Origin of the sequence: Pseudomonas sp. LP_7_YM (assembly GCF_004364435.1) — a bacterium.
Lineage (GTDB): Bacteria > Pseudomonadota > Gammaproteobacteria > Pseudomonadales > Pseudomonadaceae > Aquipseudomonas.
Genome location: NZ_SOCT01000015.1, coordinates 71,543 through 87,014 on the forward strand (window position 1 = coordinate 71,543; position 15,472 = coordinate 87,014).

Here is a 15,472-nt window from a genome sequence, read left to right on the forward strand (position 1 = left end):
TAAATGATTGGTTCGGCCCGCAGTTCGGAGTATAGATGTGCAAACTTCCAATAAAAACGCACATAAAAGCAGGTCCAACATGCAAAAAAACATCACATCCCTGAGCGCTTTGAACTGGGATGACCTGAAGTTTTTTCTCGAAGTCGCCCGCACTCGCAAGGCCAGTTCAGCGGCCAAGCGGCTGGCAGTGGATTACACCACCGTGTCGCGGCGCATCAATTCGCTGGAGTCTTCACTCGGTACGCTGCTGTTCGAAAAGTCGCGCAACAATGGCTTCGCCCTGACTGCCGAAGGCCAACGTCTGCTGAGTTCGGCCGAGTCCATCGAAAGCACCCTGCACATCGCCTGCGAGCAGGTTTCAGGCTCAGGCGTCGCGTTGTCCGGCCACGTGCGTATGGGCTGCACCGAGGGCTTTGGCAGTTTCTTCGTTACCCCGCAGTTGAGTCATTTCACCGACACCTACCCGGCCATTTCGGTAGACATCCTGCCGCTGCCGCATTTCATCAGCCTGTCCAAGCGCGAAGCCGATATCGTGATCGCTCTGGAGCGACCGGAACACGGGCCTTATGTGTGCTGCAAACTGTGCGACTACAACCTGCGACTGTATGCGACCCAGGCATACCTGGACCGCCACACGCCGATCAACAGCATCGAGGACCTGGCCGGGCAACCGTTCATCAGCTATGTCGACGACCTGGCATTCAGCCCCGAGCTGCTCTATCTGAACAACCTGCTCCCCGGTGTCCACGCGAACCTGCGCAGCACCAGTGTCATCGCACAATACGTCGCGGCGCTGCAGGGCCGGGCACTGGCGATCCTGCCATGCTTTCTGGCAGCGCAAGATTCCCGGTTGCTGCCAGTGCTGCAGAGCGAGGTTAATATCACTAGGCAGTTCTGGATGTACTGCCGCGAGGATCTGCGCAAGTTGAAGCGGATTACGTTGTTGTGGGATTACATTCGCGAGGTCACCGAACTCAATAGCCCGTTATTGCTGGGCGAAACGCGAGATATGCGATTTACCGACTGAGACGCTCCTCCTGTTAACAGCTGCGTGCCCCGTTCATATCGAATCTAAACCCTGCCAGGTTATAGCACTGCAAATCTCCAGGAAGCGCCTCGCCACCATAGTTTAGAAATCTCTGAACTATGCATTTGAGCTTACCTATTCTTTCCGTTCAGTGGCCGAACCTAAGATCGCCTCCAATAAAGGAGCCTGTCCGGTAGAGACGCGGCCCGAAGATTGCCTTTTTCTGATGTGACTGCCGCTGTAATCCGTTTCGGCCTGTGTGCCGTGGCGAAGCTATGTCATGTGTCAGTCGCAAGACGCAATCTTTGAGGACGCTCGATGAAACTGGAAATCTTCCGCACGATGTGGGGCTACGCCGCCAGCAAGGCCCAGGCGCTGGATGAACTGCTGGAAGCCGGGTTCGACGGCATGGAGGCGCGCCTGCCGCTGACGCCCGTCGAACGTGCCGAGTTCGGTGCCTTTCTGCGCGCCAACAACCTGCCTTACATCGCCACTGTGTTCACCGCCTACGACGTCTTGCCTGAACAATCGGCGACCACTGCCGAGCACCTTGTCGATCTGGAAAAGAAACTCGCCTGGTCCAGCGAGCTTGCCCCGCGCTTTGTCAACGTGCTGGCCGGCAATGACCGCTGGCAGTTGCCGCAGCAGGTCGATTTCTTCGGCCAGGCGCTGGAACTGGCGCGCAAGCATGGGCAGACCGTCACGTTCGAAACCCATCGCTCACGCTCGCTGTTCAATCCGTGGGTCACGCTGGAGCTGATTCGCCAACTGCCGGATCTGCGGTTTACCAGCGACATCAGCCACTGGGTCGTCACCTGCGAGCGCCTGCTCGACGACCCCGAAGACGACCTCAGTGCTTTCGTCGAGCGCGTTCATCACATCCAGGCCCGCGTGGGCTACGACCAGGGCCCACAAGTGCCACACCCCGCCGCGCCGGAACGTGCGGCCGAGCTGGCCTTCCATCAGCAGCATTGGGAAGCGGTCTGGACGTCGCAGCAGGCACGGGGCTTTGAGGTGAGCACCCTGACGCCGGAGTTCGGTGCTGACGGTTACCTGCATCACCTGCCGTTCACCAACGTGCCGGTGGCCGATCTATGGTCGCTAAACGTGTGGATGGGCAAGGCCGAACGCGAGCATTTTCAGCGCTTCACCCATACAACAAGCCGATAAGGAGCGTTTCGCCATGCCTGAACAATCTCAAGCGACGGCCCCAAAGGTCGCCAATTTCAGCCGAATTCCCGTGGTCGACATCGCTGGCCTTTACAGCGCCGACATCACCCAGCGCCAGGCCGTGGCCGACGAATTGGGCAAGGCCGCGCGGGAAGTGGGCTTTCTGTACGTCAAGAGTCACGGTATCGAGCAGTCATTGATCGATGGCCTGCGTCGGGCTGCCAAGGAGCTGTTTGCCCAGTCTCTGGACTACAAGATGCGGTATTACATCGGCACCTCGCGCAGCCATAAAGGCTTCGTGCCGGAAGGCGAAGAGGTGTACGCCAAGGGCAAACCGGATCATAAGGAAGCCTTCGACATCGGCTTCGAAGTCGGTGACGAAGATCCGCTGGTGATCGCCAGAACCCCGTTGATCGGCGCTAATGAATGGCCCGACCTGCCGGGGTTTCGCGCGGCGATCGAAGCGTATTACGCCGCCGTGTTTGCCCTGGGCCGTCGCCTGTTCGACGGCTTTGCCCTCGCGTTGGGCCTTGAAGAGGGTTACTTCGAGGCGATGGTCACCCGGCCGCCTTCCAAGCTGCGCCTGATTCATTACCCGTTCGATGACGCCGCGCAGGACGCGCCCGGTATTGGTGCACACACCGATTACGAGTGCTTCACCATGCTGCTCGCCGATAAACCGGGGCTGGAAGTGATGAACGATCTGGGCCAGTGGATCGACGCCCCCCCGGTTGAGGGCGCGTTCGTGGTCAATATCGGCGACATGCTGGAAGTCATGACCGCTGGTACGTTCGTTGCTACGGCTCATCGGGTACGCACGGTCAGCGAGGAGCGCTACTCGTTTCCGCTGTTCTTCGCCTGCGACTTTCATACCCAGATCAAGCCGCTCCCTCAATTCGATCATGCAGGGGCGCAATACGAAGAGATCACCATTGGCGAGCACATGTTCGGTCAGGCCCTGCAGACCTATCAGTACCTGCGCCGAAAAGTCGAGCGCGGCGAGCTGAAACTGTACGAAAAGGCGCGAAAGCCCTCGAGCTTCGGCCACTTGAAGAATCAGGCACAGGATGCTTCCTGATGCGCCACCACACATCCAGACACACCGTGCCCTACCTTCCTGACGTGGAGTCACCGACGATGCGCAACACTTTGAACACTGCTGTCCGCTTGACTGTTCTAGGGGCCGCCGTGCTCGGCGCGACCTTGGCTCACGCTGCCACCACGGTGACACCCGACCAGCTTAAGGTCGGTATGGAAATCACCTATCCGCCGTTCGAATCCTATGACGAAAAGAAAAATATCGTAGGGTCCGATCCCGACCTTTCGCGCCTGCTGGCCAAGCACATGGATTTGAAGGCCGAGTTCATCGACACCAAGTTTTCCAGCCTGATCCTGAGCCTCAATGCAGGACACTACGACGCGATCATTTCGGGGATGTACATCACCCCTGAGCGTCAGACCCAGGCGCAGACCATCGCTTACGCCAAAACCGGCGCAGCGATCATGGTTCTGAAGGACAGCACGGTTAAACCCAAGGTGCCGGAAGACCTCTGCGGCCTGAAAGTCGGCCTGGAAAAAGGCACCACATGGGTGGCCCAGTTCAACAAGCTGTCCACCGACTACTGCGTGCCGAACAACAAGGGCGCTATCGCGGTCAGCGAGTTTCCGTCCGCTCCTGAAGTGACCCAGGCGCTGCTCTCGGGCAACGTTCAGGCGCAAGTGGAAATCGACGGCGCGGCCGGCATGATCGCCGAACGCACCAAGGGTCGCGTGGTGGTCAGCACCGAGCATTCGATCTACCAGCAGACCTTGGGCATCTACGTGAAAAAGGGCAACGACGCGTTGTATCAAGCGCTGCTCAAGGCCTTTGACGAGGCCAAAAAATCCGGCGAGTACGCCGCGCTGCTGAAAAAGTACAACCTGGAAGAGCCCGGTAACTAAAGGCTGATGCTTTACCTCTGTGGGAGTGAGCGCGCTCACGAAGAGGCCGGTTCATCCAGCCCTTCTTTCACGGCGGTACGCGCCCTTTCCTGAGCGTGCCCAATCCCACGGACATCGAGTTTGACAAGGGGCCCCGCAGGGTTTTGCCCCGCTGAGGTGTGTATGCAATTTGAATGGTCTTACTTTTTTTCGCTGTTCTCGGTCTCGGACTTCTGGGAGTCCTGCATCACGGTGATCGAACTCAGCGCTTTGGGCTGGTTCATCGGCATGCTGCTTGGGTTCCTGCTGGCCTCAGCCAAACTCTCGACCTCGCGCTGGATCAGCGTACCGGCGTCGATTTATATCTGGTTCTTTCGTAGCGTCCCGCTGTTGGTGCTGGTGGTGTTCACCTACAACCTGCCGCAGATGTTTCCAATCACTCGCGAAGTGTTGTCCAACCCGTTCTATGCAGGGCTGCTGGCGTTGGTCGTCACGGAAGCGGCGTACATGGCCGAGATCCACCGCGGAGGTCTGATCTCGGTTGCCAAAGGCCAGAAGGAAGCCGGACGCGCACTGGGCGTGGGCCTGCTCGGCATGCAGCGCCTGATCGTCATCCCGCAAGCCTTCCGTATTTCCCTGCCGACACTAATCAACGAATACATCACCGTGGTGAAACTGACCTCGCTGGTGTCGGTGATTTCCCTGACCGAGTTGCTGACCGTGGGTCAGCGGCTGTATGCGCAAAACTTTCTGGTGATGGAAACCCTGTCGGCGGTGGCGGTGTATTACGTGCTGATCGTCACCCTGTTCGGCTGGCTGTTTCACTGGCTTGAACAGCATCTGGAATTGAACAATCGCACGCCGCAGACGCTGGACAACAGCGCCTTGACTCACTTGCGTTCGACGCTGAGCGCGCAGCCAGCGTCAGCCCGTCAGTCCACCGGTCCCGGGTCGGCGCCCGCATTGCAGTTGGTCAACATCCACAAACGCTACGGCCATCACGAAGTGCTAAAGGGCATCGATCTGGAGGTCGGCACCGGACAGGTGATCTCGATCATTGGCCCGTCAGGCTCAGGCAAAACTTCGTTGATTCGCACGGTGAACAGCCTTGAAACCATCGACAAGGGCGAGATCATCCTGTTTGGCGAGGGCTTCATCCATGCCGGGGACAATCCCAACGCGCCGCAGATACGCCGTGGCGTGCAGCGCATTGGCATGGTGTTCCAGAACTTCAACCTGTTCCCTCACCGGACCATTCTCGACAACGTGACCCTGGCCCCGCGTTATCACGGCCGCGACAAAGCCATCAGCGAACAACGCGCGTACGCCTTGCTCGACAAGGTCGGGCTACTGGCCCATGCGCACAAGTACCCGCACCAGCTCTCGGGCGGTCAGCAGCAGCGCGTGGCGATTGCCCGCGCCCTGGCGATGGATCCACAGATCATGCTGTTCGACGAGCCAACATCAGCGCTGGACCCGGAGCTGGTAGGCGATGTGCTCAAAGTCATCGGCGCGCTGGCGAAAGAAGGCATGACCATGCTGATCGTCACCCATGAAATGGACTTCGCCCTGTCGATTTCGGACCGGGTGATCTTCATGGAAAACGGCGTGGTGCAGGTTGACGCCTCACCACAGGCCATCCTTGCTGATCAGTGCGGCGAGCGGGTGCGCAGGTTCATGGGGCTCGATAGCGTGGTTGGGCAAGAGGAACGGGCGCGCAAGGAGGCGTGAGACTGTCGGGACTCCGGGCGGGTGACGACCACCCTCTGGGGGCGAATCCCTTCGCGAGCGCCCGCTACATCCGCTAAAGATGCGCCGATGCACCGCGAATGAATTCGCTTCCACAGGCATCTTGCGCCAGCCCTGAATCTGGGCTGGCCTATATCACCTCATACCCCCAACATCAGCCCGCTCAACCGCTTGACCTTGCGCCGCAGCGCTTCTTCGAACACCCCCTGACGCGGCTCGATCAGGCTGAACCAGTTCTTCGCCCGGGTAATGCCGGTGTAGATCAGCTCCTTGGTCAGCACCGGGTTCAGCGCCTCGGGCAGAATCAACGCCGTGTGGGCAAACTCCGAGCCCTGGGATTTGTGTACGGTCATGGCGTACACCGTTTCAACGTCGTTAAGCCGACTTGGCAGCACGAACCGCACACCGCCACTGCCGTCGTTGCGCGGGAAGGCGACACGCAGTGCCTGACGATGTTCTTCCACCGGCCCTTCCGGCAGACGCAAGGCAATGCCAATGTCGCCATTCATCAAACCCAGGCCGTAATCGTTGCGGGTCATCAGCACCGGACGCCCTTCGTACCACTGCTGATCACTCTCGATCAGCTGCGCAGCGAACAGCGTTTGGGTCACGCGCAGGTTCAACCCCTCCACGCCCCACGGCCCTTTTCGAACGGCGCAAAGCAACTGGAATTCGTCGAACGCATTCAACACATCGCGTGCCCATTCGATGCAGCGTGGGTCGTCGATCAAAGTCAGGTTCTGTGGCCGTTGCGCGTGCATCACGCCCAAATAATGCCGATAACCCTGCGGGCCGTTACCGTGGCCGTCCAGCAACAGCCGTGACAGGGCACGGTCCTGTTCGCCTTTGAGCGCTAGGGAAAACAGATCCGCATGACTGCGTCCCGCGAGCAGGGCACGAGCCTCCTGATCCTGCTGCCGGTTGACCAGCTTCGCCAGTTGCCCGATGCCGCTGCCCGCCACGAAACGCCGGGAGTGACGCAGCATCACCAATTGCTGGGCCAGGGCATGCCGCTGATCATCGCCCTGCTGCAGCCCACTCCCGCTCAAGTCCTCACCACTGACCGACTCCAGCCATGCCTGAGTCTGCGGGCTGTACATGCCTGCTTCGGCGTCGCGACACAGGTCGCCCAAGACCGCACCAGCCTCCACCGAGGCCAGCTGGTCCTTGTCGCCGAGCAGCACCATGCGTGCATGAGGCGGCAGGGCGTCGAGCAAGTTAGCCATCATTTCCAGATCGATCATCGAAGCTTCGTCGACCACCAGCACGTCCAGCGGCAGCGGGTTGCCGGCGTGGTGACGGAAGTGCCGGGTGCCGGGACGACTGCCCAGCAAGCGATGCACGGTGGTCACTTCACCAGGGATTTTTTGCCGCACATCTTCCGGTACTTGCAGCGACTGCACCTGATGGCTAATGGACTCGGTCAGCCGCGCTGCCGCTTTGCCGGTCGGCGCTGCCAGACGAATACGCAGCGGCTTGCCACGCTCCACCGCAGGCGACTGCAGCAGCGCCAGCAACCGCACCACGGTGGTGGTTTTGCCGGTACCGGGGCCACCGGTGATGATGCTGAACGCGCCACGCGTGGCCAGCGCACAGGCGAGCTTTTGCCAGTCGATCAGGGCCTCAGGCGCAGGGTTGGCCGCGCCGAACAATGCATCCAGACGCTGTGCCAGATCGCTCGGAGCGGGTTCGCTCTGAGCCAGGCGACGACGCAGCGCTGCGTCGATCCTGCGCTCATAGGTCCAATAGCGGCGAAGGTACAAGCGACGGTCGGACAGCACCAACGGCTTCTGCGCTGCGGCTTCGCTGTGATCGCCCGCCTTAGCCACCAGCACGCTATCGGCCAGCGCCTGACACCAGGTCGCGCCATCCAGGGCCTTGAGCAATGCAGACGGCAGCAGCATCGGTGTCGATAACACATCGCCCTCAGGCGGCAGCGACAAGGCAAAGTCAGGCTCTTTCAGCGTTTCGTAAAGGTCCAGACAGACATGGCCGTGCCCGAGCTGATGGCTGGTCAATGCCGCTGCCAGCAGGACCAACGAGTCCGCCGCCGGATCGAGATCCGCCAGAAACGCGACGAACGCTTTGTCCAGTGCACGCAACCAGCCGCGCTCCACCCAGCGCCCCAGCAACAGCAGCAGGTCATCGACACGGCTTAAGGGTTTGAGCGCGGCGAGGCTTTCGGCGTCCAGGGGCGTAGGCAGCAAATGTGCGAAGGTGCGGTTCATGCGTAGTCTCCCGGCAACACGGCTTCGTCGACCAAGGCACGACCTTGGAACAAAAGATCCAGATTCTCGATCAGCTCGCGGGGCGGTCGCGTAAACCACGCGCCCTGGCTTGCTGCGCGACTGCCACGCACGAACAGATACACTGCGCCGCCCATGTGTTGTTCGTAGTCGTAATCGGCCAGACGCGCTTTGAGCTGACGATGCAGGGCCAACAGGTAGAGCACGTATTGCAGGTCGTAACGGTTCTCCAGAATCGCGCTTTCCATTGCCGCTTCTGTATAGGCATCGTCATCGACGCCCAGCCAGTTGGATTTGTAATCGGCTACGTAGTATCGGCCCTGATGCTCGAACGTCAGGTCGATAAAACCTTTGAACATGCCATTGAGCGAAACGGTTTCCGCCGCCGCCCGAGGCGCGCCGTCGTGGGTGTGGCGACGGACCAAAGCGTCCATCTGCGCCACGTCCACTTTCGAGCATGCGAACCAGAATTCCATCTCGACGCGGTATTGATTGGGCTGATCCAGTTCGCTCAAGGCGACCGGTTGGATATCAGATCCCAACCGCAGCGGCATGTTCAACAGATGCGCCAACCAGTCGGTCAAGGTGTTGATCCAGCCCTTCCAGTCGCGTCGGTTACAGCGCTGCGCCACGACCTTTTCCAGTGCAGCCAAATCATGCGCGACCCGCGCAAAACCCTTCTCCCCTGCCCACTCCAGCAGACCGTGGAGGAAGGTGCCAGGGTTGGGGCCACGCGGGAAGCGGTGGATGTCGCCGCCACTGACCAGCAGTTCGCGGGGCGCATCCGGGTCCAGGCGTTCGTCGTCGTACAGCTTCTGCGCTTGTGGGCTGTCGGGAGACTGATCGCCACTGTCGGTAATGGTGTCACCAATGCGCAAGGCGCTGTAGGAAGCGATCCACCAGTTCTCCCGAGCGCTGCGCCGGGGCATGCGCGGTCTGCTCAATACGGCTTCGCTGCGCGGGGCGCTGAACATCTCGGCGGTGGGCAAAGGCATGGCTTGGACATGCAGCATCGGTTGGTTGTCGACGAGCGATTGCAGCCATTGAGTGAGCCCCGCCGATTCGGCCATAACCTCTCCACCGCCCAGCAGATAACCCAGCGCCGAACGGTGCAAAATCGAGCCGTTGGTGTTGCCACGCTTGATGTCCGCAACGCCCAGCCAACAGGCATGCTGCGCACGCGTGAGTGCGACGTACAGCAGCCGCAGATCTTCGGCAAGACGTTCATCATCGGCCTGTTCAATCAGCGCGGCGGTGGGCTTGAGACTGATTTGCGCATGCCCTTCGGGGTCATGGAAATGCAGCGGCAGGCGGCTGCCATCCACCGGCTTGGTCGAGCAAATGAACGGCAGGAACACCAGCGGATATTCCAGTCCTTTGGACTTGTGAATGGTCACGACCTTGACCAGTTGCTCGTCGCTTTCCAGGCGCAGAATCTGCTCCTCACCCGCTTGCCCGGACAGTGCCAAATGCTCGCCCAGATGACGAATCAGCGCCTGCTCGCCATCGAGTTCAGCGGCGGCCTGCTGCATCAGTTCAGAGAGGTGCAGCAGATTGGTCAGCACCCGTTCGCCATCGACACGCTGGATCAATGCCTGAGGCAATTTGAAGTCATGCAGCAGCCGACGCAGCATCGGCAGTACACCTTGGCTGCGCCAGATGCGGCGATAATCGCGGAACTGCATGACGCGATTTTCCCACGCCAGTTCGTCCTGGTTCAGCCGTTCAAGCTCGGCCAGCGGAAGGTCGAGGGTGATGCACGCCAGTGCGGCGCGCAGGGTGCGCTCGGCGTCCGGTTCGGCACAGGCCTTAAGCCAGGCCAGCAAGTCATGGGCTTCCTGCGCGGCGAATACCGAATCCTTGTCGGAGAGGTAAACACTGCGCACGCCACGGGCCGACAGTTCGGCACGCACCGCCTGTGCTTCTTTGCCATCGCGCACAAGAATGGCGATATCGGCAGGTCGCAGGCCTTGCAGCGGCTCTCCCGTCTTGGCGAAACCTGCCCGATCCTGTTGCCCGGCGTTGAGCAAGCGCACGATCTCGCTGGCGCAGCTGGCGGCCAACTGCTGACGATACGCAGCCCCCGAGACCGGCTGATCGCTTTCCAGTTGCCAGACGTTCAGCGCAGGGACGACATCGCCGTCGAACTGCAAGCTTTCCTTACGGCCTTGGGAGGCTACTGCGAGGAACGGCACCGGATTGTCGTCGGCACTGCGAAACAGAAAAGCGCCGCGCCCGCTGGGTCTTTTTTCCGCACGGACGAACACATGGTTCACCGCCTCGACCATCGCGTGGCTTGAGCGGAAGTTGGTGCCCAGCGTGTGCAGGCGCCCGGTGGTCGCCGAACGCGCGCGCAGGTAGGTGTAGATGTCCGCACCGCGGAAGGCGTAGATCGCCTGCTTGGGGTCGCCGATGAGGAACAGCCCGGTGCTTTGATCGTTTTGCTGCAAACGATAAATGCTGTCGAAAATCCGGTACTGCACAGGGTCGGTGTCCTGGAACTCATCGATCAGAGCAACCGGAAACTGCTCGCGGATCAGGGTCGCCAGCCGCTCGCCACCGGAGCCTCGCAGCGCAGCGTCCAGGCGTAACAGCATGTCGTCGAAACCCATTTCAGCGCGACGACGCTTTTCTTCTTCAAAGCGCGCACCGACCCATTGCGCTGCGTGCTCAAGCACTGCGGCATCAGGGGTTGGCAGCGTATCGAGGGCGACTTTCAGCTCAACCATTGCCTCGAACGCCGGATGCGATGGCGGATTGTTTTTCCAGGCTTCAGCGATGCCGTCAGGGGTGAGTCGGGTGAAGCCAGTGCCCAGGTCCAGTTGCTCCTGCTCGTCGTCGTTGGCCCAAGCGATCAGCTTGTCAAACCATGGCCTGAAATAACGTTCCTGCATCTTGCGGCCATCGACGACCTTGCACGCTACGCCATCCAGGCAAATGGCGTGTAACTCGGCAGCCCAGTTGGCCCAAGGTGCTTTCAGTGTTCGCAGCGCGTCGCGGCGTGCCTGAGTGGATGCTTCGATCAGTTGCGTCGGGGATTGGGTGACGGTCCCACGCTCGCTGCCGAACAGCGCGCGAACCCGTGGCAACAAGGCGGCCGGGCCACTCCAGTTATCGCGTACCCAATGGAGTGAATCGCCCGTCATGGGGTAGCAGAACTTGCGCCAATAATCGCGCAGCACCTGGCCGAGCAAATCGCTGTGGTCGGTTTCCAGGCTTTGGGTAAACAGGCTGCCGCTGTCGAAGGCGTGCTCGCGCAACATACGCTGACACCAGCTGTGGATAGTCGATACCGCCGCCTCATCCATCCACTGCGCGGCGATGTCCAGGCGACTCGCGCAACCGGCCCATTGCTCTTGGGCAAAGTCGTTGCGCAGATCGGTAATCAGGGCATCGGACGCTTCGATCTCCTGACGGAAAAAACGCGCAGCTTCGGCCAGACGCGTACGAATACGATCACGCAGCTCCTTGGTGGCGGCGTCGGTGAAAGTCACCACCAGAATTTGCGGCGGCAGTAACTCTTGGCCAAAGCCTGAAACTTCGCTGCCGTGGCCAAGCACCAGACGCAGGTACAGCGCCGAGATGGTGAAGGTTTTGCCGGTGCCGGCGCTGGCCTCGATCAGCTGGCTGCCTTTGAGCGGAAAGCGCAAAGCCAAAGGATGTTGGGCTGGAGGTTGCGGGACGTCGCTCATGCGCCGGCCTCCTCGCTGGAAAGGGATTGCCAGGGCGCTTCGAAAATCGGCTTGTATAACGACTCACACCAGCCTGTGAATTCCTCGCTGTCGAGCAGCGCGTCAAAATCCGGGAACTGACGTGCCAGCGCGGTGCTTTCCGCGCGCTCGCCCTTGCTGTTCTGGCCATCACCTTCATAGGTCTTGCGCGCGGTCGCTTCGGCTTTGACCTCATCACTGTGGCCCACCCATGCGAATGCAGTTTTCACGGCCACTGGCAGAGGACGTTGCATACCCTGTTGCCAGGCGAGCAGCAGGTTATCGAGAATTCCTGCGGCACTGTGTTTGTCCAGCGGTGGCAGCAGCAGCGTCTCGTCGCTGGCGACCAACGCCGTGGTCAGCGGCAGTTCGCAGGCACAGGCCACCAGATGGTTAACCCAAGGTCGGGTCAGCCGATGCCATTTGCGGGTTTTCTTGCCGCCAATGGCATTGGGAATGGCGGTGACTGCCAGGAGCTGGTTCTGGGCATTCTGATGAAGACCGTCGAGCCAACCGTCAAGCGCGATGCCTTGGTGGGCGTAGGTCACTGGAAGCGCGCTGTGCAGGCGCTCGGGCCATTTGCGCAATAGGTCGTGGTAGCGCTGAACCAGGTCCGGCAACGGCTCGATAAGCTCGTCCTGCAGGAGCGTGCCGAACCCGGCCATGGGCAACAGCCCACTGGCTTGCAGCCGAGTCGCTTGCGCGCGAAGCGAGTCGCCAGTGTGATCCGGGTTGATCAACGCAGCCTGCAGCAGGCTGTCACTCAATCCATACCGCTCGAGAGCATCAAGCACAAAAGGCTCTTCGTCGGCCAAGGGTGCTTCGGCCCCTTCGAAGAAAATTTTCAGGCGCTGACTGAAGAAATGTTTGACCGGATTGCGCAAGAAATCCTGCAACTGCATCAGGCTCAGCGGTTCTTCCTGCTCATGTTTTTCAAGCGCTTTAATCGAGCCAACTGTGGCGACAGCCTCATGCAGCACCTGCCATTCACGGGCGAAACTGAAAAACTCCAGACTCTCTTGAAAATACTTGGCGCTGAAGGGTTGAAGCGGATGTTCGAGGGTCAACCTGTGCAGCAGTTGCTGGCCGGGATCGCGCTTTTTGTCGTCTTCCGGTTCGACCGCAGCGGCCAGTCGCCAACCGCTGGCCAGGTGATCACGCAATTGGCCGATGAGTACCGACGCCGGACGCTCGGAGTTGTCGCGAATGCTGCGCCCGACCCAGCTGACATACAGCTGATCGCGAGCCGACAGCAGTGCTTCGAGCAGCAGATAGCGGTCGTCTTCGCGGCGGGAACGATCACCTGGCCGGTAGTCGCTGCCCATCAGATCGAAATCCAAAGGCGGCTGAGCACGCGGGTAGTCGCCGTCATTCATACCCAGCAGACAGACAACCTTGAACGGGATTGCACGCATCGGCATCAGCGTGCAGAAGTTGACGGAGCCTGCCAGGAAACGCTGGGACAGGCGTCCTTGATCAAGGCCAGCCAACCACGCTTCACGCACAACGGTTAGCGGCAGCGCCTCGACCAAGCCGACTGTTTCGCAGGTTTCCAGCCACGTCTCGCGGAGGGCTTCAAGCTGGCCCAGGAGGTAGTCGTCGTGCTCGCTTTCTGCACTGAAGAACAACTGCATAAGAGCCTGCAGGCGCGTGCCCCAGACCGTGGGTGAAGCAGGTTGCGACAGTTCGGCATGAGCGACCTGCAGCGCGTCGATCAGCGCAACCAACGGGCCGATGAGCGCCGCGTCCAGCCCGCCGATTTCGTCATAGGGTTCGATGTCGTCATAGGCACTGCCCGCCCCGACGGCGTATCCCAGCAACATGCGGCGCAGACCAAAATGCCAGCTGTTTTGCTCAAGCGACTCAGGCAGGCCGAGACCTTGACGTTGTCTGGCATTAAGTCCCCACCGCACGCCTGCGCCTTCGATCCAGCGATGCAGGGTCGGCAGGTCGCGTTCGTTGACGCCAAAACGTGCTCTTAGAGCGGGAACGTCCAGCAGATCAAGAATCTCGCTGACCGGGAAGCGGCTGTCAGGAATCTTCAGCAGGTGCTCGACCGCAATCAAGAGAGGGTCACGGCCTCGCTGTCCCTGGTCTGCCAGCGTGAACGGAATGAAGCGACGATCATCGCGATCAAGCTGGCCAAATACGGCGCGAATGTGCGGGGCATAGCTGTCGATGTCCGGCACCATCACGATCACATCCCGAGGGCGCAGACTCGGATCCTTGCTGAACCGGGCCAGCAACTGATCATGCAGCACCTCCACTTCGCGCTGGGCACTGTGGGCCACATGGAAGCGAATGGACCGGTCTGTCTTCACATCAACCGCAGGCCACCGCTCGCGGGTTTCGTTTAACGGGCGCAGCTCGAGGATGTCATCCTGGAGTTGGTTGAGAACGGTTTGGGGATCGCTCTCGCTGAACAGGTCGATGCGCCCGTTGCGGAAAATCGAACGATAGCTGTCAGGGTCGTCGTGACTGTCCAGCAGGTTGATGTAATCGCGCCCTTGCTTGCCCCAGGCCGCGAGCAACGGATGAGCGTGCTGGTGCAGCGACTCAGGGTCAAGCAATACAGGTACGCCTGCTTTGCGCGACTGCCGCTTGTATTCGTGTCGCAGCAGATCCTTGTCAGCGACAATGTCTGCCCAGTGGTGGCGGCACGGGTTATGTACGCAGAGCAGCACCTGACTGAAGCGAGCCAGCCCGGCCAATGCTTCGAGCGCTTGAGCAGGCAAAGAGGAAATGCCAAATACGATAACGCGCGCGGGTAAGCCGACGGGCGCTTCGGTCATGGTCCTGATGCTTTCGATGTAACGCTGATGTACACCAGCGCGACTCTGGGCCATGCCTTTTGCCCCGACATCGTGGAGCAGCGCACGCCACAACTCGGCTTGCCAGCAGTTTTCGGGCTTGAGCGGTTTGGACTCTCCTCGCACGTTTCGCAGCTGATGTCGGCCAGCGGCCCAGTCTTCCAGCCAATCGGCGCGATACACCTGATATTGGTCGAACAGGTCGGCAAGCCGCTCTGACAGTTGGTAGCGCTTGCGAAGGTCGGTGTCGGCGGTCAGGAAGCGCTGGAGCGGCTCAAAGTGAGGTTGATTGATTAGCGCAGGCAGCAGTCTCATCAAACGCCAAGTCAGCGGTGCCTTGTCGAGCAGCGAGGTTTCAGGAATATCATCCTTGCCCAGCACGGCGCGATACAGCTGCCACATGAAACTGCCGGGAAGCTGAACGTCTATTGCCGCAGCGATACCGCAGCCGCCTTGATCGTCATCTTGCGCATCTTCTGCCAAAGCCAGTTTCAGCCATTGGGCGATGCCATTGCTTTGCACCAGAGCGACTTCATTCTCCAAGGGAGTCAAGGGGTAACGCCGCATCCAGGACACCACCAGGCTGCGCAGTTCGTCCAGGCGATTGCCATGAACCACCATGAACCCTGGGCTGAGGTTGGATGTCACTGGCATAGCTGCTTCCTAGGTGTTTGGAGAGGGGGAAGACTAACAGAGGGGCACTGCCGTGGCATCCACGAGGGGGATGCAGAACGCTGGGTTTTCTGCGCGCAAAAACAAAACCCCACCTGCTTGCGCAGACGGGGTTCTGAAATTCAATCTTGACGATGACCTACTCTCACATGGGGAAACCCCACACTA

8 protein-coding genes are annotated in these 15,472 nt (G+C 60.3%); 5 read left to right on the forward strand and 3 right to left on the reverse strand.

Going from position 1 to position 15,472, the window contains the following annotated elements:
- Window positions 1-79 precede the first annotated feature (79 nt).
- The 5 genes from EC915_RS22750 (at window position 80) to EC915_RS22770 (ending at window position 5,848) form a co-directional block, all read left to right on the forward strand.
- On the forward strand, window positions 80-1,027 hold the full coding sequence (locus tag EC915_RS22750) for a LysR family transcriptional regulator (RefSeq protein WP_218568094.1): 948 nt from the start codon (window positions 80-82) through the stop codon (window positions 1,025-1,027).
- Window positions 1,028-1,345: 318 nt separating this feature from the next.
- The gene (locus EC915_RS22755) at window positions 1,346-2,197 is read left to right on the forward strand and encodes a sugar phosphate isomerase/epimerase (RefSeq protein WP_133752758.1); all 852 of its coding nucleotides are present in this window, start codon (window positions 1,346-1,348) and stop codon (window positions 2,195-2,197) included.
- A gap of 13 nt (window positions 2,198-2,210) precedes the next feature.
- Window positions 2,211-3,275, forward strand: a complete 1,065-nt coding sequence (locus EC915_RS22760; protein ID WP_133752759.1) for an isopenicillin N synthase family oxygenase — start codon at window positions 2,211-2,213, stop codon at window positions 3,273-3,275.
- A gap of 59 nt (window positions 3,276-3,334) precedes the next feature.
- Window positions 3,335-4,138: an ABC transporter substrate-binding protein gene (locus EC915_RS22765; protein ID WP_133752760.1), complete on the forward strand. Its 804-nt coding sequence runs from the start codon at window positions 3,335-3,337 to the stop codon at window positions 4,136-4,138.
- A gap of 162 nt (window positions 4,139-4,300) precedes the next feature.
- Window positions 4,301-5,848 carry an amino acid ABC transporter permease/ATP-binding protein gene (locus EC915_RS22770; RefSeq protein WP_133752761.1) on the forward strand — a complete coding sequence of 516 codons (1,548 nt, stop codon included), beginning with the start codon at window positions 4,301-4,303 and terminating at the stop codon, window positions 5,846-5,848.
- Window positions 5,849-6,006: 158 nt separating this feature from the next.
- On the opposite strand, the gene recD is transcribed toward EC915_RS22770, so the two are convergent.
- From recD to recC, 3 genes are read right to left on the reverse strand one after another with little or no spacing between them, the layout of a single operon-like run.
- On the reverse strand, window positions 6,007-8,094 hold the full coding sequence (recD, locus tag EC915_RS22775; RefSeq protein WP_133752762.1) for an exodeoxyribonuclease V subunit alpha: 2,088 nt from the start codon (window positions 8,092-8,094) through the stop codon (window positions 6,007-6,009).
- Window positions 8,091-11,804 carry an exodeoxyribonuclease V subunit beta gene (gene recB / locus EC915_RS22780; RefSeq protein ID WP_133752763.1) on the reverse strand — a complete coding sequence of 1,238 codons (3,714 nt, stop codon included), beginning with the start codon at window positions 11,802-11,804 and terminating at the stop codon, window positions 8,091-8,093. The genes recD and recB overlap by 4 nt, the downstream gene beginning before the upstream one ends.
- Window positions 11,801-15,286, reverse strand: coding sequence for an exodeoxyribonuclease V subunit gamma (gene recC, locus EC915_RS22785; protein WP_133752764.1), 3,486 nt, complete (start codon window positions 15,284-15,286; stop codon window positions 11,801-11,803). Before recC ends, recB begins: the two co-directional genes overlap by 4 nt.
- Window positions 15,287-15,472 lie beyond the last annotated feature (186 nt).

Coding starts and splice junctions, on each gene's coding strand:
- EC915_RS22750 (WP_218568094.1), top strand. CDS start 80: ATGCAAAAAAACATCACATCCCTGAGCGCTTTGAACTGGGATGACCTG.
- EC915_RS22755 (WP_133752758.1), top strand. CDS start 1,346: ATGAAACTGGAAATCTTCCGCACGATGTGGGGCTACGCCGCCAGCAAG.
- EC915_RS22760 (WP_133752759.1), top strand. CDS start 2,211: ATGCCTGAACAATCTCAAGCGACGGCCCCAAAGGTCGCCAATTTCAGC.
- EC915_RS22765 (WP_133752760.1), top strand. CDS start 3,335: ATGCGCAACACTTTGAACACTGCTGTCCGCTTGACTGTTCTAGGGGCC.
- EC915_RS22770 (WP_133752761.1), top strand. CDS start 4,301: ATGCAATTTGAATGGTCTTACTTTTTTTCGCTGTTCTCGGTCTCGGAC.
- recD (WP_133752762.1), bottom strand. CDS start 8,094: ATGAACCGCACCTTCGCACATTTGCTGCCTACGCCCCTGGACGCCGAA.
- recB (WP_133752763.1), bottom strand. CDS start 11,804: ATGAGCGACGTCCCGCAACCTCCAGCCCAACATCCTTTGGCTTTGCGC.
- recC (WP_133752764.1), bottom strand. CDS start 15,286: ATGCCAGTGACATCCAACCTCAGCCCAGGGTTCATGGTGGTTCATGGC.